At 66.7% G+C, this 20,339-nt stretch carries 17 protein-coding genes and 1 riboswitch; of the genes, 8 read left to right on the top strand and 9 right to left on the bottom strand.

Annotation, left to right across the window (positions count from 1 at the left end):
- The first annotated feature begins 42 nt into the window (after positions 1–42).
- On the top strand, positions 43–264 hold the full coding sequence (locus tag P7B02_RS16425; protein WP_277787426.1) for a hypothetical protein: 222 nt from the start codon (positions 43–45) through the stop codon (positions 262–264).
- On the opposite strand, the gene P7B02_RS16430 is transcribed toward P7B02_RS16425, so the two are convergent.
- Complete coding sequence (locus P7B02_RS16430; RefSeq protein ID WP_277787427.1) at positions 261–500, bottom strand: DUF3297 family protein; 240 nt, start codon at positions 498–500, stop codon at positions 261–263. The genes P7B02_RS16425 and P7B02_RS16430 overlap by 4 nt on opposite strands.
- A gap of 135 nt (positions 501–635) precedes the next feature.
- On the opposite strand from P7B02_RS16430, the gene P7B02_RS16435 reads away from it, so the two are divergent.
- On the top strand, positions 636–1,538 hold the full coding sequence (locus P7B02_RS16435; RefSeq protein WP_277787428.1) for an EamA family transporter: 903 nt from the start codon (positions 636–638) through the stop codon (positions 1,536–1,538).
- A gap of 778 nt (positions 1,539–2,316) precedes the next feature.
- Here P7B02_RS16435 and P7B02_RS16440 read toward each other — a convergent pair.
- From P7B02_RS16440 to P7B02_RS16450, 3 genes are all read right to left on the bottom strand, one after another.
- Entirely contained in the window at positions 2,317–3,984 is a 1,668-nt protein-coding gene (locus tag P7B02_RS16440; RefSeq protein ID WP_277787429.1) for an alkaline phosphatase family protein, read from the bottom strand.
- 124 nt (positions 3,985–4,108) lie between these two features.
- Positions 4,109–5,953, bottom strand: a complete 1,845-nt coding sequence (gene thiC / locus P7B02_RS16445) for a phosphomethylpyrimidine synthase ThiC (protein WP_277787430.1) — start codon at positions 5,951–5,953, stop codon at positions 4,109–4,111.
- Positions 5,954–6,028: 75 nt separating this feature from the next.
- Positions 6,029–6,121: riboswitch (TPP riboswitch) on the bottom strand.
- Between the two features lie 34 nt (positions 6,122–6,155).
- Positions 6,156–6,437: a hypothetical protein gene (locus tag P7B02_RS16450; RefSeq protein ID WP_277787431.1), complete on the bottom strand. Its 282-nt coding sequence runs from the start codon at positions 6,435–6,437 to the stop codon at positions 6,156–6,158.
- 155 nt (positions 6,438–6,592) lie between these two features.
- Between P7B02_RS16450 and P7B02_RS16455 the strand changes: the two genes are divergently transcribed.
- Positions 6,593–7,117: a Rid family hydrolase gene (locus P7B02_RS16455; RefSeq protein WP_277787432.1), complete on the top strand. Its 525-nt coding sequence runs from the start codon at positions 6,593–6,595 to the stop codon at positions 7,115–7,117.
- A gap of 3 nt (positions 7,118–7,120) precedes the next feature.
- Here P7B02_RS16455 and P7B02_RS16460 read toward each other — a convergent pair whose 3' ends face one another.
- Positions 7,121–7,588 (bottom strand): hypothetical protein, encoded by a 468-nt coding sequence (locus P7B02_RS16460; protein WP_277787433.1) that lies wholly within the window; start codon positions 7,586–7,588, stop codon positions 7,121–7,123.
- A gap of 17 nt (positions 7,589–7,605) precedes the next feature.
- Positions 7,606–9,204, bottom strand: coding sequence for a tetratricopeptide repeat-containing sulfotransferase family protein (locus P7B02_RS16465; RefSeq protein ID WP_347276662.1), 1,599 nt, complete (start codon positions 9,202–9,204; stop codon positions 7,606–7,608).
- 196 nt (positions 9,205–9,400) lie between these two features.
- On the opposite strand from P7B02_RS16465, the gene P7B02_RS16470 reads away from it, so the two are divergent.
- Positions 9,401–11,803 (top strand): TonB-dependent receptor, encoded by a 2,403-nt coding sequence (locus tag P7B02_RS16470; protein ID WP_277787435.1) that lies wholly within the window; start codon positions 9,401–9,403, stop codon positions 11,801–11,803.
- 6 nt (positions 11,804–11,809) lie between these two features.
- On the opposite strand, the gene ypfJ is transcribed toward P7B02_RS16470, so the two are convergent.
- Together ypfJ and P7B02_RS16480 are read right to left on the bottom strand one after the other, a co-directional pair.
- Positions 11,810–12,649, bottom strand: coding sequence for a KPN_02809 family neutral zinc metallopeptidase (gene ypfJ, locus P7B02_RS16475; protein WP_277787436.1), 840 nt, complete (start codon positions 12,647–12,649; stop codon positions 11,810–11,812).
- Between the two features lie 56 nt (positions 12,650–12,705).
- A complete protein-coding gene (locus P7B02_RS16480) occupies positions 12,706–13,266 on the bottom strand; it encodes a tetratricopeptide repeat protein (RefSeq protein ID WP_277787437.1) in 561 nt (186 codons plus the stop codon).
- A gap of 122 nt (positions 13,267–13,388) precedes the next feature.
- Between P7B02_RS16480 and P7B02_RS16485 the strand changes: the two genes are divergently transcribed.
- From P7B02_RS16485 to P7B02_RS16500, 4 genes are all read left to right on the top strand, one after another.
- Positions 13,389–14,393, top strand: coding sequence for a D-cysteine desulfhydrase (locus P7B02_RS16485; RefSeq protein WP_277787438.1), 1,005 nt, complete (start codon positions 13,389–13,391; stop codon positions 14,391–14,393).
- On the top strand, positions 14,390–15,046 hold the full coding sequence (locus P7B02_RS16490; protein WP_277787439.1) for an aspartate/glutamate racemase family protein: 657 nt from the start codon (positions 14,390–14,392) through the stop codon (positions 15,044–15,046). Before P7B02_RS16485 ends, P7B02_RS16490 begins: the two co-directional genes overlap by 4 nt.
- Positions 15,047–15,171: 125 nt before the next feature.
- Positions 15,172–17,394: a TonB-dependent receptor plug domain-containing protein gene (locus P7B02_RS16495; protein WP_277787440.1), complete on the top strand. Its 2,223-nt coding sequence runs from the start codon at positions 15,172–15,174 to the stop codon at positions 17,392–17,394.
- A gap of 8 nt (positions 17,395–17,402) precedes the next feature.
- Complete coding sequence (locus P7B02_RS16500) at positions 17,403–18,440, top strand: phytase (protein WP_277787441.1); 1,038 nt, start codon at positions 17,403–17,405, stop codon at positions 18,438–18,440.
- A gap of 101 nt (positions 18,441–18,541) precedes the next feature.
- Here the strand turns inward: P7B02_RS16500 and ggt are convergent, their stop codons facing one another.
- Positions 18,542–20,269, bottom strand: a complete 1,728-nt coding sequence (ggt, locus tag P7B02_RS16505) for a gamma-glutamyltransferase (protein WP_277787442.1) — start codon at positions 20,267–20,269, stop codon at positions 18,542–18,544.
- Positions 20,270–20,339: the final 70 nt, after the last annotated feature.

Consider the following 20,339-nt stretch of genomic DNA (forward strand, 5'->3'; position numbering starts at 1 on the left):
CCATTCGGGCGCGAGTCTGCCGACACCAGAAAGGAGATCGCGATGACCGAGATCCACTATGGCGTTGTCCGGGTGGCTGGGCGCTGGCGCCTTATCGGCCAGGGCTTGAACCTGGACAGCTATGACAGCCGCAAGGCTGCGACGCGCGCGGCCCTGCGCCTGACTTCGTTCGCCACCGGTCTGGGCGTGCCCGTCGATCTGCACATGCAGGACGAGAACGGCGGCCTGCGCCGCAAGCGCCTCAGAACCGACGGCCTCGCCTAGTCTTCGCGGAAGTACGGCTCGACCACGCCGTTCAGCTTGACGGTCATGGCTTCACCCTTGCGGTTCACGGCCTTGCCCACGCTGACGCGGACCCAACCCTCGCTTACGCAATACTCGTCCACGTTCGTCTTCTCGACGCCGTTGAAACGGATGCCGACATTCCGTTCCAGGATTTCGGCGTTGTAGTGCGGGTTGTTCGGATTGACCGAAAGGCGGTCGGGCAGCGTGTCGGACATGTCGGCTCGCGAGAAAAGATGAATTGGCGGGCTGAATAGCCGGGTCATTGCGCCCTGAACAGCCTGATCCGGCGTGGCGAAGCTTCAGGACCGCCCCTAAGTTGGAGGCAATCCCTCTCTCCCCAGGCGATTCCCATGAAGACCGGCGCCCTGCCCCTGACCCATTTCCTGCTGGCGCTGGCCACGGTGTTCATCTGGGGCACCAACTTCGTGGTCATCCGGGTGGGGCTGGATCATCTGCCGCCGCTGCTGTTCGCCACCCTGCGCTTCAGCCTGGTGCTGCTGCCGGCGGTGTTCTTCATCAAGAAGCCGCCGGTGCCCTGGTCGAAGCTGGCCAGCTACGGCGTGCTGATCGGCGCGGGACAGTTTGGGCTGCTGTTCATCGCCATGCGCGGCCATATCACCCCTGGCCTCGCCTCGCTGATCGTCCAGACCCAGGTGGTCTTCACCATCGGCATGGCCATGGCCCTGACGGGCGAGCGGGTGAAGACCTATCAGTGGGTGGCCCTGGCCCTGGCCGCCGCCGGCGTCGGCATCATCATGATGCATGTGGGCGGTGACGGCACGACGCCCCTGGGCGTGCTGCTGATCCTGGGCTCCGCCGCAAGCTGGGCCGGCGGCAACATCGTGGCCCGCAGCGCCGGTCAGGTGAACATGCTGGCCTATGTGGTCTGGTCGAGCATGTTCGCCATCCCGCCGTTGTTCGCCATGTCGCTGATCACCGAGGGATGGCCCGCCATGGTCGCCGGCGTGCGCAACGCCGACGCGGTCACCTGGGCGGCGGTGCTGTGGCAGTCCGTGGGCAACAGCCTGTTCGGCTATTCCGTCTGGGGCTGGCTGCTGGCCCGCCACCCGGCGGCGACCATCAGCCCCCTGGCCCTGCTGGTGCCGGTGTTCGGCATGGGCGCCTCGGCCTTCTTCCTGCACGAGCCGCTTCAACCGTGGAAGCTGGGCGCGGCCGCGCTGGTGCTGGGAGGACTGGCGCTGAACCTCGCGTGGCCGACGGTCCGCGCCCGCATCCTGACCCCGGCCGCCTAGCTTCCGTCGATGTGCGGCTGGGCTCCAACAAGCCGCTCACTCCCGCGAAGGCGGGAGCCCATAGTGAGATTCAGCTTGGGTCCCCGCCTTCGCGGGGATGAGCGGAATTGAGAACATCCAGAAGCACCCCCACGGATCAGAACCCGCAAGGTTGGAAGGGCGGCGGAGCGGCCTGACCTTTGTCAGGCGGTGGAGTTTTGGAGTGCCGGGTTCGACGCAGGTCGTTCCGCTCCGCGCGAGCCGTTATCCGGGAGCTGTCGGTAGGCAGCGCTCTTAGCGCTTAGCCGACGAAGCCTCCGACGGGCGGGTGGGATCAGCGTTCCCAGCCCCGGACCGCGTGAGTAACCCCCTCACGCCTGTTGCGCGCCGCCGATGTCTTGCCGCTTTGGGGCAAGAGCAGTGTCCGGAAAGGCGGAAGCCCCTCCTTCTCACCACCGACGGTCGCGCTTCCCGCTCGACCGCATCCCCTCCACGACACAGCGCTGGCCGCGCGCCCTTCCCGTGATGGGGACGGTCAGGAGCTTACGGGAGGTGGAATGGGGGTGGATAAGTCCGTTGATCTCCCCGCCCCACATCCGTCTTCCTAGGCCTTGTGCCTAGGACCCAGAGACTCCGTGGCGGCAGGATTGGTGCGGCGACCGACACCGCACTTCACCGGAATGCTCAGCCGTTTCTGGGCCCTAGGCACAAGGCCTAGGGTGACGGAGTTTGGGAAGCGCAGCAGTCACCCTCACCCCTGCCCCTCTCCCATCAAGGGAGAAGGGATGCAGGATACGGCCTAGCGCTTCGGGCAGGCCTTGGCGTCGAAGACGCCCAGGTCGATGCAGCGGCCGTCGATGTCAGCCGGGGGCGTCGCGCCGACGACATTGGCGAGGGTCGGACCGATGTCCACGGTTTCGATCGGGAAGAAGCGTTCTTGCCCCTCGACGCCCGGCCACCAGAACAGGATCGGCACCCGACGGTCGTAGTCCCACGGCGAGCCGTGGCTCGACAGCGATCGGCCATACCGCGCCGGGAACGCCGTGATGCCCGGCTTGAAGGCCAACATGATGTCAGCCGAACGGTTGGCGACCGCGCTGAAATGCATCCGCTGCAGCATGGTGTACTCTTCCGGATCGGTTCCCACCGGCGGCGGCGCGGCCGCGATGGCGGTCTCCAACCGGTGCGCCTCGGCGACGATCGGCTGCTTGCGCAGAACCTCCAGCGCGACGTCGGCGACCTGGCTGCGCTGCGGCTCGGCCAGACCCTTGCCCGCCTTGTCGACGATCATGAAGCCGCTGCTGCCGGTCGCCACGGGATCGAAATCCAGACCGAGCTTACTACGAACCTCGGCGTTCACGCGCTTGAGGAAGTCGGCGTCCAGACGGCCGGCCTCGCGGAAGCCGCGAGCGTTGGAACGCTCCGGAAAATCCGAACCGCCATGGTCGGCGGTCAGGGCGACGACGACGCCGCCAGGAACCTTCTCAAGACGCTTCAGAAGAACGTCGAGCACCGCATCGAGACGGTACATTTGCTCGCACATCTCCGGCCCCTGGGTGCCATACATGTGGCCGATGCGGTCCGTGGCGGACAGGCTGACGCCCAGCAGGTCGGTCGACTTGCCCTGCCCAAGCTTCTGCTCGTCGAGCAGGCGGATCGCCGCCTCCACGGTCAGATCATCCAGACCCGGTGAAGTATCGAACTCAGAGTTCTCGGGCGGCACCTTCGAGGACCACATGCGGTCGCCGATCTTCCAGTCGGCCTCCAGCTTGCGGCAGGCGTCATGGGTGTAGGTCCATGCCGGCAGCTGGCGCTGCTTAATCTCGGCGTTCAGGGCGGCGACAGGCGCCAAGCGCTTCGCCGCGTCCTGGCCGGGCTCGACGAAGGTGGTCCAACCGAAGTTGTCCAGATACCAGAACGCGCCGTCGCCCTTCTGGCCGGCCAGGTTGATGGCGCCGCGATCCTTGCCCGACACCGCGAAGGCGCGGCTGCCCGGTGACGAGGCTTTCAGCCAGTCAGCCAGGTTCGAGACACGCATGGCGCTGGCGCCGACGCGGCCATTCTCGCCCGGACCGCCGTCGGCCAGAGTGTTCTGCGGCACGGCCAGGCAATAGACCTCCTGCCCTGTCGCGCGATCGACCCAGTCATTGGCGGGAATGCCGGTCTTGTTCGGGCGCTTGCCCGTCAGGACCGTGGAGTGTCCGGCACAGGTCTCGGTGATGGCGTGGCTCTGAAAACCGTTGGCGTAGACCATGCCTCCGGCCAGCGTCTTCAGGCCGCCAGTGAAAGTCGCGCGCTGCTGGTTGAACAGGTTGGCGCTGAACTGATCGACAATGATCATCACCACCAGCTTAGGCGCCGGCTTCTTCGCCTCGGCCGCGTGACCGCCCGTTGCGACTGCGAGCGTCGGCGCGGCGACGGCGGCCGCCAAGGCCAGACCGCGAACGAGGTTGCTCTTGAGCTTCATGGAACGTCGCCTCCCGCGAAATGCGCAGGCGCCTTCTATGGCTCAAATTTTTCGCTTTGGTGACGGTTAGGAAGATTTTTCGACGGACCGCCGCTCGATGAGCGACGGTCGCGTCGTAGATGCATCAAACGTCAGACTTCAGGTAGATTTCGCCCTTCTCGCGGAACTTCTCGCTCATGTCGGCCATGCCCTGAGCGATGTCGTTCGGCGCCAGGCCGGCGGCGAACTCGCGCACCTCCTGGGTGATCTTCATCGAGCAGAACTTCGGCCCGCACATGGAGCAGAAGTGCGCGGTCTTGTGCGCTTCCTTCGGCAGGGTCTCATCGTGGTAGTCGCGGGCCGTCTCCGGATCGAGGGCCAGGTTGAACTGGTCCTCCCAGCGGAACTCGAACCGCGCGCGGCTGAGGGCGTCGTCGTGCGCCTGGGCGCCGGGATGCCCCTTGGCCAGGTCGGCGGCGTGGGCGGCCAGCTTGTAGGTGATGACCCCGACCTTCACGTCGTCGCGATCCGGCAGGCCCAGGTGCTCCTTGGGCGTCACGTAGCAGAGCATGGCCGTGCCGAACCAACCGATCATCGCCGCACCGATGGCGCTGGTGATGTGGTCGTAGCCCGGGGCGATGTCGGTGGTGAGCGGGCCAAGCGTATAGAACGGCGCCTCGCCGCAGGTCTTCAGCTGCTTGTCCATGTTGGCCTTGATCTTGTGCATCGGCACGTGGCCGGGGCCTTCGATCATCACCTGGACGCCGTGCTTCCACGCGACCTCGGTCAGCTCGCCCAGGGTCTCCAGCTCCGCGAACTGGGCGGCGTCGTTGGCGTCGGCGATGGAGCCCGGACGCAGGCCGTCGCCGAGGCTGAACGACACGTCGTAGGCCCGCATGATTTCGCAGATCTCTTCGAAGTGCTCGTAGAGGAAGTTCTCCTTGTGGTGCGCCAGGCACCACTTGGCCATGATCGAGCCGCCGCGCGACACGATGCCGGTCACCCGCTTGGCGGTCAGCGGCACGTAGGGCAGGCGCACGCCGGCGTGGATGGTGAAGTAGTCCACCCCCTGCTCGGCCTGCTCGATCAGGGTGTCGCGGAAGACCTCCCAGTTCAGGTCCTCGGCCACGCCGTTGACCTTCTCCAGCGCCTGGTAGATCGGCACGGTGCCGATCGGCACGGCGCTGTTGCGGATCACCCAGTCGCGGATGTTGTGGATGTTGCGGCCGGTGGACAGGTCCATGACCGTGTCGGCGCCCCAGCGGGTGGCCCACACCATCTTGTCCACCTCGTCGGCCACGGTGGACAGCACCGCCGAGTTGCCGATGTTGGCGTTGATCTTCACCAGAAAATTGCGGCCGATGATCATCGGCTCGAGTTCAGTGTGGTTGATGTTGGCCGGGATGATGGCGCGGCCGCGGGCGATCTCCTGACGCACGAACTCCGGCGTCACGAAGTCCGGCACCGAGGCGCCGAAATCCTCGCCGTCACGGACGCACGGAGCATTTTGCTCGCGGCGCAAGTTCTCGCGGATGGCGACGTACTCCATCTCCGGCGTGATGATGCCGCGACGGGCGTATTCGAGCTGGGTGACCGACGCGCCGCCCTTGGCGCGGAACACCGGGCGCGGCGCCGTGAACTCGGGCGCCAGATGCTTGCCGGCGGCGAAGCCGTTGTCCTCGGGCTTCACCTGACGGGGCTGGGCCACCTGCTCCACGTCGCCGCGGGCCACGACCCAGGCTTCGCGCGTGCGGGCGAGGCCCTTCTCGATGTCGATGGTCACCGCCGGGTCGGTGTAGGGGCCCGAGGGGTCATAGATCGTCACCGGCGGCTCGTTGGCGCTCGGATGGACGGCGACCTCGCGGAACGGGACGCGGATGTCGGGAAACAGTTCGCCCGCCTGGTAGACCTTGCGCGAACCCGGCAGCGCGCCGGTGGCGACGGACTTCTCCAGCGCGTTCTTGTCGGAAATCGGAGTATGGACGTTCATGGCGGGCTCCTTCTTTGCCAAGGAGACCCGGACCGCTTGCGCAGTTTGGTCTACGGAGAGCTTGCGCCCGCCGCGTTCCCTCCCTTCGCCGGCATGACCCGGATCAGGTTCTACGGGTCGCGGGAGAATACCCGCCTCTCAGGCGCTCAGGTGCGCCCCCCCGGTGAACAGAGGGAGAGCTTACCTCAGGCGGAGGCGGTCGTCAGCCGTCGATCTTCGCGGCGGCGGCCTTGGCGGCTTCCGCCTCGCGAGCGGCCTGCTTGGCGGCCTTGCGGGCGCGCATCTGGGCGGCCCAGGATTCCTGATAGGACATCCGGCGCTCGGCGTTCCAGGCGCCGCCCATACGACCGCTGCTCGTCAAGCCAAGGCGCCGCAGCTCCCGCGTCGTCTCGTTATTGGCGAGCGCCGCCGGCGACTGGGCGAAGCCGACGGCCGGAACCGCCATCAGGGCGGCGCAGGCGAGGAGGATCGGGGTCTTGCGCATGCTCGAAATCCCTTGCTGTGTCTCAGCTTGAGCGCAGCATGCGTGATCAAGGTTCACCCTGCAACCTATTGTAGTTTTCCAATTGCCGGAATTTAACTTGTAAGCTGTAACCGGAAACGCGAGGACAGCGCGGCCATCTAAAGGAACGCCGTTCTATGTTTCGCACCTTAGTCGTCGCCGCCACCCTCCTGGCCGCAAGCCCCGCCTTCGCTCAAACCGCTCCACAGCATCCGGTTAAAATTCCCGCCCCGGGCGGTGAAGTGATCATCCCGAATGCGCGCAGCCAACAATCCTACGACAACATCAAGTACGCTCCCGCCCGTCGCGCGGGCGACACGGTCTATGTGTCCGGCGTGATCATTGCGCCGGCGCCGGATGAACCGAAGGATGTCGTCGGACTGAAAGCCTCTGCGCGCCGCGCGTTCAAGGCGGTCGACGAGCTGTTGAAGGCCGCGGGCGGAAGCTGGGACGACGTGGTGATGGTCAACAGCTTCCATGTCTGGGAGTCGCCGAACTTCACCGGGACGCGCATGGACCACGTCACGGTGATGAACGAGGTCCGAGGCGAATTCACTCAGGCGCCCCACCCCGCCTGGACCGCCGTCGGCACAAGCGGCCTGCTGGCCCCGACCGGCGTGATCGAGATGCAGGTGATCGCCCACATCCCGCAAAAGAAATAGCCCCTACCAGCGGCGCTGGCGGTCGTGACGCGCGTCCGCCACCTGCCGCTCGATGTCGCGCAGGCGGTTGCGGTGGTCGCGCACCCGGTCGTCGTAGTTGCGGTTGATGTCCGCCAGCCGCCGCACGCGATCCTCGTCCGCGCGCCGCAGCTCGCCGCGCCGGTCGTGGTTGTTGTTACGGGCGATGTCCGACCGGCGGCGCTGGTAGTCTTCCTGCGCGCGCCGAACCTCATCATCGCGCTGGCGGCGAGCATCGGCCAACTGCCGCTCGGCGTCGTCCCGCTGACGATCCGCGTCGCGCAGGCGGCGATCGAAGTCGTCATCGCGGCGTCGCTCCTCATCCCGTCGCCGATCCTGCTCGGCCCTGTACTGATCATAGGGCTGAGCGACGGCGGCCAGCGGCGAGGTGGTCGCGAGCGTGAGAAGGGTCAGAAGCAGGGCTTTGCGCATAGGCGCGGAACGGTGCGGCATGACCGCAGGTTCCAGCACTATTGCGGCTCAATTCCGGCGGCCCGCAGCACCGCCAGCGCCGGCTCCACCGCCTCGCCGTAACGACGCCAGCGCCCGATGCTGCCGGCGTGGAGCGGACTGCGCACCTGAACCGAACTGGCGGTGGCCACGGGGTTCGGGTTTTCGTGGAAGGCCAGGCAGCGCTCGTCCCAATCCAGGTCGCAGAACGCCAGCAGGCGGCGTGTCTCGCCTTCCTGGTCAGCGATCAGATCCTCATAGGCGATCTCGGTGAAGCGGTCAGGCGGCAGGGTCGCGCGCCAGTGCGCCACAAGTCGGTCGAACAGCACGTAATACCGGGCCGTCTCCGCCAGGTCGTAGGCGTAGTTGTAGTAGGAGAAACCGGTGGCGAAGAGCTGGCGGTAGTTGCTCAGCACGCTGTCCATGGCCCCGCGCCGCAGGCAGACGATCCGCGCGTTCGGCAGCGCCCGATGAATGAGGCCGGCATAGAGGGCGTTCAGCGGCATCTTGTCGACGAAGCGCCCGCCCGGCGTCGTCAGCGGACGGGTGCTGTCCACATAGGCCTGGCCCAGGGCCGCCATATCCAGACCTGTCGCGGCCCCCAGCGTCTCGGCGTCGAGCACGCGATTGGACGGCGTGTCCGTCATGCGCTTGGCGATCAGGGCGAAGTTGGAAAGCTCCCCGGCCGAGGTCACGGCGCGGTGGCTGGAAAGAATCCGGTCCACCAGCGTGGTGCCCGTGCGCGGCAGGCCGACCACGAAGATTGGCTCGTTCGAGGGATGTCCGCCCCGCCCCTCGCCCGCCGTCCGCGCGGCGGCGGCGAATATCGCCGCGTCGTCCGCAGGGTCGTAAGCCAGTTGCCGCCGCTTGCCCGCCTTGGCCTTGTTCAGCCAGCCGAGCGAGGCCGGATGGTCGCCCAGGTCCTCGTAGCTCTTGGCCAGGGCGTGACCGATGTGGAGCGCGGGATCGGGATCCTCTTCGCCGGGATCGAAGAGCGCCTCCAGCTCCGAGACGAAGTTCGCCGCCGGTGTCTGCTTGGCCAGGGCCACGCGGGAGGACCATGCCTTGTAGTAGCCGGGGTCGAGTTTCAAAGCGGCGGCATAGGCGCTCTCCGCGCCCGCGAAATCGCCGATGAACTGCCGCGCGGAAGCCAGGTTGTAGGCGAAGGAGGCGCTGGTCGGATCAAGCGCATAGGCCTTCTCGAAGAAGTCCACGGCCCGGTCATGGAAACCGGTGCGGCTGTACACGACGCCGATGGTGTCCAGGGTCAGGGCGTCGCGCGCCTTCAACGCCGCGGCGCGATCGGCCGCCTGCCTGGCGGCCTCCTGCTGATTCAGCGCGACCAGGGCGCGCCCGAGATGGGCATGGGCGCGCGCAGACTTCGGATCGAGCGTCGTGGCCCTTTCGAACAGCTCCGCCCCTTTGGCGTGGTTGCCGTGCTCGGCGGCCAGAACTCCCAGCAAAAACCAGGCCTGACCAGCCTCCGGATCCCTCTTCAGGACCTCCATGCAAAGGGCATGAGCTTCCCGGTACGCGCCCCTCAAGAGGTGCATTTCCGCCACTTCGAGCGGTTCGCGTGCAATTTGTGCGGTCAAGTCGGCGAATGCCTCAGCGTTCATCTCAGCGCTCAAAATGCAGGCGCCCAAGCGGCTCGTCGACGCCTTTCACAGTTCTGACGCACAGAAAGCTTTGAGCGCCCTCGGCGATGCATCCCACCGTTCGCACAACGTCGGCCTGCCGACGGATTCATCAGAGCGTTGAACGGGATGCGGCCCGGATCCAATGCGGCGCCGCTCCCCAATAGGGGGACAACATATGAAGCAACGGACCCAGGCGTGGCGCGCCGGCCTGATGGCCTCCATCAGTCTTCTTCCCGCCATGGCGGCCTTCGGCGCCGCGCAGGCGCAGGAAGTCGAGGAGCTGATCGTCACCGGCAGCCGCCGCAGCGCGACCGTGCAGGATTCACCGATCAACATCACCGCTGTCGGCGGCGCGGAGATCGAACAGCAGGGCTTCACCGACCTGACCGAAGCCCTGCGCTTCGTGCCGGGCGTGTTCACCATCGACGCCGGGCCGCGTCAGGGCAACTCGATCGTCGTGCGCGGCCTGAACGCCGATCCGTCCAGCTTCGCGGACGGCAACAACAACGGCAACGGCACGGTCGCCACCTATGTGGGCGAAATCCCGCTCTTCATCGACCTGAAGCTCAATGACATGGAGCGGGTCGAAGTCCTGCTTGGCCCGCAGGGCACGCTGTACGGCGCCGGCACCCTGGGCGGCGCGATCCGCTACATGCCCACCCGCCCGAAGTTCGGCCAGACCGGCCTGACCGTGCGTGGCGACGCCTATGATTACTCCGCCGGATCGAACCCCAACATCGATGTCGGCACGACCTTCAACCTGCCCATCGGCGACAAGTTCGCCATTCGCGGCTCGATCGACTGGATGGATGATCGCGGCTTCATCGATCAGCCCTTCGTGGTCAACAGGATCGGCGTCTCGAACCCGAACGACCTGACCGACGCCAATGTCAGCCGCCGCAAGGACACCAACACCGAACAGACCCTGTCCGGCCGGCTGGGTCTGCGCTGGGCGCCGATCGAGGCGCTCGACGTCAACCTGACCTACTACTACCAGGACCAGCAGGTGGGCGGCCGTCAGCTCAGCAGCCGTCGCCTGGACAACATGCCGTACGAGTTCGGCAAGTATGAATCCGCCATGCGGGTTCTGGAGCCGAACCGCATCCGCAACGAACTGCTGGCGCTCGAAATCACGGCGGATCTGGGTTTCGCCGAACTGACATCGGCCACCGGGAAGTCGCGCTACAAGACCGGCGGCCAGCGCGATCAGACCGACCTGCTGATCGGCCTTGAATACTCCTACGAGGCGTTCCCGGGCTTCACCGCCTTCACCCGCGAAGAGGATCGCGAGGAGACCACCAGCCAGGAGCTGCGCCTGGTCTCCAAGTACGACAGCCCGCTCAGCTGGATCATCGGCGGCTACTACAACCGCTTCAAGTCCAAGGGCTTCAGCAAGGAGTTCACGCCGAACTTCGATGTGTTCAATGGCGGCTTCCGCCCGGACTCGCTGGAATACTACTCGCTCAGCCGCAGCGTTCAGACCGAGACGGCGGGGTATGGCGAACTGTCCTACCAGATCACCCCGAAATGGCAGATCACCGGCGGCGCCCGCTATTACCGCTATGAACTGGACTTCGAGACGGCGGTCGACCTGCCGCTGTACTCGTCGGTGTTCGGCGGTCGCGACCCGTACTCCATCGAGCTCGACTGGACGCCGGACGGTCAGGAGAACAAGGGCTGGCTGTTCAAGCTGAACACCTCCTATGACCTCACCGACGACCTGAAGGTCTATGCGACCTTCAGCGAAGGCAACCGGATCGGCGGCCCCAATGGCGTCGCCGCTTGCCCGACGCCGCTGCCGTCGAACCAGATCGTCTGCGCCCAGCCGAACGAAGTGCAGTTCGGCCCCGACCAGACCACCAACTACGAGCTGGGCGTCCACAGCCAGTGGCTGAACAAGCGCCTGACCCTGAACGGCGCCCTGTACTACATCGAGTACAAGGACCCGCAGGTGAACGCCGCGACGGTCAACGGCCAGCAGCCGATCACCGTCAACGGCGGCGCGGCTGAGACCAAGGGCTTCGAACTGAACGTCAACTGGCTGGCCACGGAGCGTTTCCGCCTCCGCGGCTCCTACGCCTATGCGGACGCCAAGTTCACCGAGGACACGCCCAACCTGATCGCGTTCATCGTGCCGCCGGGCTTCAACTCCACCCTCAGCTACGAGGATGGCGAGAAGGGCGACCGCCTGCCAGGCTCGCCCAAGCATCAGGGCAGCCTGTTCGCCAGCTACACCCAGCCGCTTTCCAACGGTTGGGAGATGGAGTTCGGCTACGGCGTGACGGCGGCGGGCAACGTCCTGACCCGCACGGGCGGCAAGGGCGGCGGGATCACCCTGCCCTCCTACGACATCCACAACGCCCAGGTGACCCTGCACGGCGAGCAGTGGAGCGCCTCGCTCTACGCCACCAACCTGTTCGACGAGTTCGCCGAGGTCAGCGCCCGGTCGACCCCGCGTCAGGCCCAGGTGGTGGAGAACGCCGACGGCGGCCCCGTTTATCACCGCAGCTTCGGCACCGGCGTCCTGGCGCCGCGCCGGATCGGCATCCGCTTCACCCGCTCCTTCGGCGGGATCTGATCGGGTCTAGAGGCGTGCGGCGCTGAACGTGTCGCACGCCGCCGGGTCGCCTCGCTCATAGCCGCGGGTGAACCAGCGCATTCGCTGTTCCGCCGAGCCGTGGGTGAAGGCGTCCGGCACGACCTGACCCTGGGTGCGCTTCTGGATCGTGTCGTCGCCGACGGCCGAGGCGGCCGAGAGCCCGCTCTGGATATCGGCTGGGTCGATGCCGATCGCCCCGCCAGAGGTTTCCGGCGCGCGGGCGGCCCAGACGCCGGCGTAGCAGTCGGCCTGCAGCTCCAAGCGAACCGAACCGCTTTCCGCCCCCTTGCCGCCGGCCCGATCCATCTCGCCCGTCAGGTTCTGGACGTGATGGCCGATCTCGTGGGCGATCACATAGGCGCGGGCGAACTCGCCCCTGGCGCCGAACTGCGTCTCCAGCTCCTGCCAGAAGGACAGGTCGAGATAGACCTTCTGGTCACGCGGACAATAGAACGGCCCCATGGCCGACTGGCCCAGGCCGCAGCCGGTGGAGGTGTTTTGTTCGTAAAGCACGATGCCGCTCGGCGGCGTGTAGCGCTGGCCCCGCGCGGCGAACAGCGGCGTCCAGACATCTTGGGCCGAGGTCTCCACCACATCGACGAAGCGGCCGTCGTCATCCTGAGGCGTGCCGCGTTCGCCCTCCTGCTGCGCCTGGGGCGACAGCTGGTTGGCGGCGTTCATCGTGGTCTGCGGGTCGATGCCGAAGAAGAAATAGCCGGCCAGAGCCAGCAAGGCCGCGCCAATGCCGCCGCCAGCCACGCCGACCGGTCCCAGCCCGCGTCGATCCTCGATATTGCCGCCCGTGCGGCCCCCGCCCCAGCGCATGGCATCCTCCACCTCAGCTTAGCGGGATGAACGCCGTGGGAGGCTTACGGCTCCCTCTAGCGTTTGCGGATCGTGAAGCGGGCCAACTCCGTCTTCGGCGCTTCCCAGGCGGGGTTCAGCGACGCGGCCTTGGCGTAGTCGCGATAGGCTGCATTGAGGTCCTGCAGCCCCTCATTGGCGATGCCGCGGTTGAAGAACGCCTTCTCCGGCGTCTCCATGGTCAGGGCCAGACCGCGATCGATCTCAGCCACAGCCTCGGCGAAACGGCTTTCGGCGATCAGGATGGCCGCCCGGTTGATCATGGCGTCACCCAGGCGCGGGTTGAGCCGCAGCGCATCGTCGAAATCCGCCCGCGCACTGTCGAAGCTCTTGCGACGTAACTGGATCACACCGCGATTGACCAGGGTCGCGGCGCGGTCCTCCAGCGACAGCGCTTCCTCTCGAATGGCGCGCTCGCAAACCTGCAAGTCGTCCTGGGCGTCCGAACCGGCGATAGCGGCCTTGGAGCACGAGGCGGCCAATGTCTGCCCCATGACGTAGATCGAGGCCTGGGAAGAGGATGCGAAGGCGAGGGTCGCAAAAGCGGCCGCGCCTGCGATGGCGAGGGACTTGAACATGGACGTCTCCCTTAGATTTTTTCTGAATTATGCGCCTGTTATCGGAAATCTCCAATGTGGCGACGCTTCTGCCGCAGGGGACGTCGTGATAGCTGGCTGAGCAGGTCTTTCAGGATTTTCCCATGCATCTCGCCCGCTTCCCCCGCGCCCGTTTCGCCCACCTGCCGACGGCGCTGGAGCCCCTGCCCCGGCTGGGCGCGGATCTGGGCGTGAAGCTGTGGGTGAAGCGGGACGACTGCACCGGCCTGGCCGGCGGCGGCAACAAGACCCGCAAGCTGGAGTTCCTGGTCGGCGACGCCCTGGCCAAGGGCGCGGACACCCTGATCACCCAGGGCGCGGTGCAGTCCAACCACGTGCGCCAGACCGCCGCCGCCGCCGCGCGCCACGGCCTGAAATGCGAGATCGTTCTGGAGGACCGCACCGGTTCGCGGAACGTCGACTATGTGGGCTCGGGCAATGTGCTGCTGGATCGTCTGCTGGGCGCGACGCTGCGCACGGTTCCGGGCGGCTCCGACATGAACGCCGAGATGGCCAAGATCGCCGACGACCTGCGCGCCCAGGGCCGCACGCCCTATGTGATCCCCGGCGGCGGCTCCAACGCCATCGGCGCCCTGGGCTATGTGGATTGCGCGCTGGAGCTGGTCCGCCAAGCCGACGCCCAGGGCCTGAAGATCGACCGCATCGTCACAGCCACCGGCAGCGCCGGCACTCACGCCGGCCTGGTCGCCGGCCTGGCGGTCAGCGGTGCGGACATTCCGGTGTTGGGCATCGGCGTGCGCGCGGCGAAGGAGACCCAGGAAGCCAACGTCTTCAAGCTGGCGGTGGAGACCGCCACCCTGCTCGGCCATCCCGAGGCGGTGAAGCGCGAGATGGTCGTTGCCGACTGCGGCTATGTGGGCGCGGGCTATGGCCTGATCGACGACGGCGTCATCGACGCCCTGAAGCTGGCGGCCCGGACCGAAGCCCTGCTGCTGGACCCCGTCTATACCGGCAAGGGCATGAAGGGCCTGATCGCCCTCGCCCGCCAAGGCGTGTTCAAGGACGAGACCGTGGTCTTCCTGCACACCGGCGGCGCCCAGGGCCTGTTCGGCTATCACACCGAGCTGGAGCCTGCGCTCGGCCAATGAGCAAAATCCTGGGCGTCCTCGGCGGCATGGGGCCCGCCGCCACGGTGGACTTCCTGGCCAAGCTGCAGGCCGCCACACCGGCCACGCGTGACCAGGATCACGTCCGGGTTCTGATGGACCTGAATCCGCAAGTGCCCGACCGCAATGTCGGCGGCGACGCCGGGCCGGTGCTCGGCGCCATGGCCGTTCGATTGCGGGACGCGGGAGCGGACGTGCTGGCCATGCCTTGCAACACCGCCCACGCCTTCGCCGAAGACATCAAGGCGGCGGGCCTGCCCTTCATCGACATGATCGAAACGGCGGGTGAAGCGGCCCGATCGGCGGGCGCTGTCCGCCCCGGCGTGCTGGGCACGCCGTCCGCGGTGGCGCTTTACAGCGAGCGCTTCAGCGCCATGGGATTGGGCTCCGTCGTCCTGAACGCCGAAGCCCAGGACGAATTCATGGCCCTGCTCTACCGCATCAAGGGCGGCGACTTGGCGGTGGGGGCCGAGATGGCGGCGCTCGCCGCGCGGCTGCTGGATGATGGAGCCGACGCGGTGGTGGCGGGCTGCACCGAAGTTCCGTTGGTGCTCGCGGCGCCAGACATCTCCGTTCCGTTGATCGACGCGACAGAGAGCCTTGCCCGCCGTTGCGTCGCGGTCTGCCAGGCCTGACAGGGCACGGCGAACAGCCGCCGCGACACCCTGACTCTTGCGTCACGCAAGCTTCATCGGGACGTCGCTACATCGTCATCGAGATAGGCCATTTCCGCACCCGAAGGACCACCAACGGGGCAGACATGGCACATCACAATCTGAACGCACGAACTTGGCTTCTGGCCACCACCGCCACCGTGATCCTGACCGGCGCGGCCCGGGCGGATGAAGCCGGCGACGCGCCGACGACCGTCGAACAGGTGATCGTCACCGGCGACATCGCGTTCCGGAACCGCACCAGCGATCCGAACCCGGTGCTGTCCTACGACCTCGAATACTTCCAGCGCTTCGAACCGATCTCGGTGGGCGAGATGCTGAAGCGCGTGCCGGGCGTCACCTTCACCTCGGACGTGCTGGAGTTCGACGGCGTGTCCATGCGCGGCCTGCCGCCCGGCTACACCCAGATTCTGATCAACGGCCGCCGTGCGCCGGGCGGTGAATCCGACCGCAGCTTCTTCGTCGACCGCATCCCAGCCGAACTGGTCGAGCGCATCGAGATCATCCGCTCGCCCCGCGCCGACCAGCCGAGCGAAGGCGTCGCCGGCTCGCTGAACGTGATCCTGAAGGAAGGCGCCCAACTGCAGGGCGGGTTCGTCAAGGCGGGCGCGCTGATCAACGAGGACGGCAAGGTTCGTCCGTCAGGCGCCATCGCCTATGCCGGCTCGTCGGGCGACACCAGCTATTGGGCCGCGCTGAACTATCAGGGCCGCCGCAACCCGAAGAAGAAGACCAGCTGGCGCTATGACGGCACGTTCAGCGAGCTGGACAACATCGAACGCCAGGACGACACCCGCGACGGCGTCGACATCTCCGCCAACGGCGAAGTCACGCACAGGTTCGACGGCGGCCGCATCCGCGTGAACGGGCTGATCGTCGACACCGACCGGGACGAGGACGAAACCTCGCTCACCTACGTCGATGCGGGCGGCGGTCGCTTCACCGAGTTGGACGAGGCCGAGGTCCAGGCCGAGCGCATCTCGCAGCAGACCTATCAGCTCAGCGCGGACGGCAAGTTCGATCTGGCTGGCGGCACGCTGGAGCTCAATGTCGGCTGGAACGGCTATCGTGAAGACACCACGTCGCGCGTGACCGCGGGCGGCGACCTGGACGATCTGGAACTGGACGAAGTGGTTGGGCTCGACATCACGGATGACGAGTACACCGGCAGCGCCGCCTACACCTGGGGCTTCTCCAACGGGAAGCTGAAGGCCGGCGTGGACGTGCTGCGCAAGGTGCGTGACGGGGCCGAGGTGGAGTTCGAAGTGGATGACGGCGCGGTCGGCGATCCCGACCCGGCGCCGGGCGCCATCTACAAGATCGAGGAGACGCGGATCGATCCGTTCGTCCGCTACACCTATACGCCGAACGACCAGTGGACGATCGACGCCGGCCTGCGCGTCGAGAACACCGACCGCGACGTGACCAGCGACGCCGGGAACGTCAGCTACAGCAAGGCGTCCTGGAACCCGTCGCTGCACCTGACCTACGCGCCCAACAGCACGGACCAGTTCCGCGCCTCGATCGCGCGCACGGTCCGCCGCGCGGACTACGACCTGCTGAAGCCCTATCTGGCGGAAGAGGAGCCGACGGACGAGGATGATCTGCGCGGCAATCCGGAGCTGGCCAACGAAAGCTCGTGGGGCCTCGACGTGGGCTACGAGCACCGCATCGGCGCGCAGGGCATCGTCGGGGTGAACTTTTTCTACCGCGACGTCAGCGACCTGATCGAACTGGTCGGCACGAACGAGGTGTCGTCTTCAGGCGACGGCCGCATCTACGAGCCGCGCAACATCGGCTCGGGCGAGACGTGGGGCTTCGAGGTGGACTTCTCCGCCCCGCTGACCCGCTTCGGCCTGCCGGACACCGGCCTGTTCGCCAACTACACCTACATGGACAGCAAGGTGAAGGACCCCTTCACCGGCGAGGACCGCCGGTTCACCAACCAGCCGCACCACGTCTACAACGTCGGCTTCATCCACACGGTCCGCCAGTACGGCGTCAGCTTCGGGGCCAGCGCCTACAGCCGTTCGGCGGGCTATGAGTCGGCCATGGATGAGACCATCAAGGTCGCCTACACGGCGGACATGGAAGCCTTCATCGAGAAGCGCATCGGCGACAACGTCGTCGTCCGTCTCGCCGGCATGAACCTGCTGGACAAGAAGAAGAAGGAGACCTTCCGCAAGTACGACGGGGACTCGGTGGAGGAAATCCTCGAGAACCGCGCTAATGGGGACATCGACGAAGGGGAGCTTGAGAGCGAACGCTCGGGCGCCCTGTATCAAGTGACCCTGCGCGTGGCCTTCTGAAGATGATGATGCGGAACCTTCTGTTGATCACGGCGGCTTCGGCCGCCCTCGCCGCCTGCGCGACCGGACCGGGTCCCGACAAGTCGCCGACCGTCAATGTCGCCATGGTGCGCGAGAGCGATCCCGTGCAATCGGTGGACGACGCCGCCGACGATCCGGCCATCTGGCGCAACGCGGCTGCTCCGTCCGCCAGCCTGATCGTCGCCACGGACAAGAAGGCCGGGCTGGTGGTCTATGGTCTCGACGGCAAGCGTCGGGACTTCAAGCCGGCCGGGCGGGTCAACAATGTGGACCTGCGCGACGGCGTGACCATCAAGGGTCAGCCAGGCGTTCTGGTGGTCGCCAGCGACCGCAACGATCCCCTGAACGGCGCCCTGGCCCTGTTCAGCCTGGCGCCCACGGGCCTGCTGACCGAGCTGGGCAAGGTTCCGGGCGTCGCAGGCGAGGCCTATGGCCTGTGCATGTGGCGCGCGCCGGACAAGGCGGTCTACGCGTTCCTGGTGATGAAGGACGGGACCATCGCCCAGGTCTCGCTGGACGCCTCTGGCGCCACGCCGACGGGCAAGGTGGTGCGCACCCTGAAGCTGGCCACCCAGTCGGAGGGCTGCGTCGCCGACGACCGCACCGGCAAGCTGTATGTGGGTGAAGAAGACGTGGGCGTCTGGCGTTTCGACGCCGCCGCCGACGCGCCGACCACCGCCACGCCGTTCGCCAAGGTGGACCGCATCAAGCAGTTCGACGATGTCGAGGGCCTGGCCATCGCGGCCGAGGGCGCGACGGGCGGCTGGCTGATCGCGTCGAGCCAGGGCGACAACGCCTTCGCGGTCTACAGGCTGGAGGACGCGACCTATGTGGGCCGCTTCCGCATCGGCGGCGAAGGTTCTGAGAGCGTTCAGGAAACCGACGGGCTGGAGCTGGCGGTCGGCGACTTCGGCCCAGACTTCCCGGGCGGCATCTTCGTGGCCCAGGATGGGGATAACCGCCCCGATCCGCAGAACTTCAAGCTGACCTCCTGGAACCGCATCAAGGCGGCCCTGGGGCTGTAGGAATTCGAAGACACGACGAGAGAGAATTCGACGACTGGAACAGAGACGTCGAATACAGATGGAGACAGGGCCGCCGGATCATCCGGCGGCCCTTCTTTTTCCTACTTCACACCGATGGCGAGAGCGTCCGGCCGGCGGGTGTCGGCGGCGCCGTAGAACAGGCCGTTCTCGATCATGATCGACTGGGTGCTGCCCATGGTCATGGACTTGGCGACCTTGTGACCCTTGGCCTCAAGCAGCGGGACGAGGTCCTGCGGAATCCCCTCCTCCAGCTCCAGCGGGCCGTCGATGCCGGATTGGTTGATGCGAGGCCGCATGGCCGCCTCGGCGACGTTCAGCTTGTGGTCGATCACATTGACCAGCAGTTGGGCCATGGTGGCGATGATGTAGCCGCCGCCGGGAGTGCCGGTGACCAGCCAGGGCTTGTCGTCCTTAAAGACGATCAGCGGGGTGATGGTCGAGCCCACCCGCTTGCCCGGCGCCGGACGGTTGGCCTCGCTGGCCTCTCCGCGCACGCCCCAGGCGAAGTTGCCCATGGAGTTGTTGAGCAGCACCCCGGTCCCCGGCGCCACCACATGCGCGCCGTAGGAGGACGAGATCGTATAGGTGTTGCTGACGGCGTTGCCCTCGGCGTCGGCCACCGAGAAGTGAGTCGTGTCGGGGCTTTCATGCTTGTACGGATCGCCGACCTTGAAGGTCTCGGTGGTCAGCGACGTGTCCATGGAGATCAGCTTGGCGCGCTCGGCGGCGTAGGCCTTGCTGGCGAGGCCGACGGCAGGCGTCTTCCACTGGGGCGGGCCGCCTACGAAGGCGCGGTCGGCCCAGCCGATCTTCATCGCCTCGGAGATCACGTGCATGGAGGCGACGCTGTTCCAGCCCAGCTTCTGCATGTCGAAATGTTCGAGGACGTTCATCACCTCGGCCAGGGTCACGCCCGAGGCGGTCGGGGGCATGTAGGCGATCTTCAGGCCGCGATAGCTGGACCAGATCGGGTCGGAAACATTGGCCTTGTAAGCGGCCAGGTCCTCCATGGTCATGACGCCGCCATTGGCCTTCATGCCGTCGATGATCTTCTTGCCCACCGCGCCCTTGTAGAAGGCGTCCTGCCCGCCGTCGCGGATCTGGGCCAGGCTCCAGGCCAGGTCGGGCTGCTTGAACAGCTCCCCCGCCTTGTAGGCCGAACCGTCGGCCTTGAAGAACGCCTTGGTCGCGCCCGGATCGCGGGCCATCGCCTTCTGGCGGGCGGCGGTGGCCTGGGCTTCGTCGTCGGTGAGGATGACGCCGTCGCGGGCCAGCTTCACCGCCGGCTCGACGACCTTCTTCCAGGGCAGCTTGCCGAAGCGGCTGTGCGCGGCCCACAGACCGGCGACGGTTCCGGGCGTCGACACGCCCTTGAACGAGGCGATCTTGCTGGGGTCGGAACGGCCGTTGTCGCCCAGCAGCAGGTCGGGCGTCGTGGCCTTGGGCGCCTCGCCGTAATACTCGATGGTGATGGTCTGATTGGTCTTGGCCATGTGGACGACCATGTAGCCGCCCCCGCCCAGATTGCCGGCGCGCGGCAGGGTCACGGCCTCGGCGAAGCCCACGGCCACGGCGGCGTCCACCGCATTGCCGCCCTGGCGCAGGATCTCGGCCCCCACCTTCGCGGCGATGGTGTTCTGCGCCACCACCATGCCCTGGCGGCCGATGGTCGGATTGTGAATCTGGGCGTAGCCGACGATGTCGCCGCCGGAGCCGGCCTGGGCCAGGACGGGCGAGACGGCGGCGGATTGCAGGGCGATCGCCGCCACGCCGGCGACGAGGATGCGGCCTATACGACCAGGCTTCATGGGGTTCTCCCGGTTACGCGAAGCATTGAAACAGAAACTCCCGCCGGCTGGGCCGGCGGGAGTCCATTTG

The sequence above is a fragment of the Caulobacter segnis genome, assembly GCF_029543125.1.
Taxonomy (GTDB): domain Bacteria; phylum Pseudomonadota; class Alphaproteobacteria; order Caulobacterales; family Caulobacteraceae; genus Caulobacter; species Caulobacter segnis_D.

Coding starts and splice junctions, on each gene's coding strand:
- P7B02_RS16425 (WP_277787426.1), top strand. CDS start 43: ATGACCGAGATCCACTATGGCGTTGTCCGGGTGGCTGGGCGCTGGCGC.
- P7B02_RS16430 (WP_277787427.1), bottom strand. CDS start 500: ATGTCCGACACGCTGCCCGACCGCCTTTCGGTCAATCCGAACAACCCG.
- P7B02_RS16435 (WP_277787428.1), top strand. CDS start 636: ATGAAGACCGGCGCCCTGCCCCTGACCCATTTCCTGCTGGCGCTGGCC.
- P7B02_RS16440 (WP_277787429.1), bottom strand. CDS start 3,984: ATGAAGCTCAAGAGCAACCTCGTTCGCGGTCTGGCCTTGGCGGCCGCC.
- thiC (WP_277787430.1), bottom strand. CDS start 5,953: ATGAACGTCCATACTCCGATTTCCGACAAGAACGCGCTGGAGAAGTCC.
- P7B02_RS16450 (WP_277787431.1), bottom strand. CDS start 6,437: ATGCGCAAGACCCCGATCCTCCTCGCCTGCGCCGCCCTGATGGCGGTT.
- P7B02_RS16455 (WP_277787432.1), top strand. CDS start 6,593: ATGTTTCGCACCTTAGTCGTCGCCGCCACCCTCCTGGCCGCAAGCCCC.
- P7B02_RS16460 (WP_277787433.1), bottom strand. CDS start 7,588: ATGCCGCACCGTTCCGCGCCTATGCGCAAAGCCCTGCTTCTGACCCTT.
- P7B02_RS16465 (WP_347276662.1), bottom strand. CDS start 9,204: ATGAACGCTGAGGCATTCGCCGACTTGACCGCACAAATTGCACGCGAA.
- P7B02_RS16470 (WP_277787435.1), top strand. CDS start 9,401: ATGAAGCAACGGACCCAGGCGTGGCGCGCCGGCCTGATGGCCTCCATC.
- ypfJ (WP_277787436.1), bottom strand. CDS start 12,649: ATGCGCTGGGGCGGGGGCCGCACGGGCGGCAATATCGAGGATCGACGC.
- P7B02_RS16480 (WP_277787437.1), bottom strand. CDS start 13,266: ATGTTCAAGTCCCTCGCCATCGCAGGCGCGGCCGCTTTTGCGACCCTC.
- P7B02_RS16485 (WP_277787438.1), top strand. CDS start 13,389: ATGCATCTCGCCCGCTTCCCCCGCGCCCGTTTCGCCCACCTGCCGACG.
- P7B02_RS16490 (WP_277787439.1), top strand. CDS start 14,390: ATGAGCAAAATCCTGGGCGTCCTCGGCGGCATGGGGCCCGCCGCCACG.
- P7B02_RS16495 (WP_277787440.1), top strand. CDS start 15,172: ATGGCACATCACAATCTGAACGCACGAACTTGGCTTCTGGCCACCACC.
- P7B02_RS16500 (WP_277787441.1), top strand. CDS start 17,403: ATGCGGAACCTTCTGTTGATCACGGCGGCTTCGGCCGCCCTCGCCGCC.
- ggt (WP_277787442.1), bottom strand. CDS start 20,269: ATGAAGCCTGGTCGTATAGGCCGCATCCTCGTCGCCGGCGTGGCGGCG.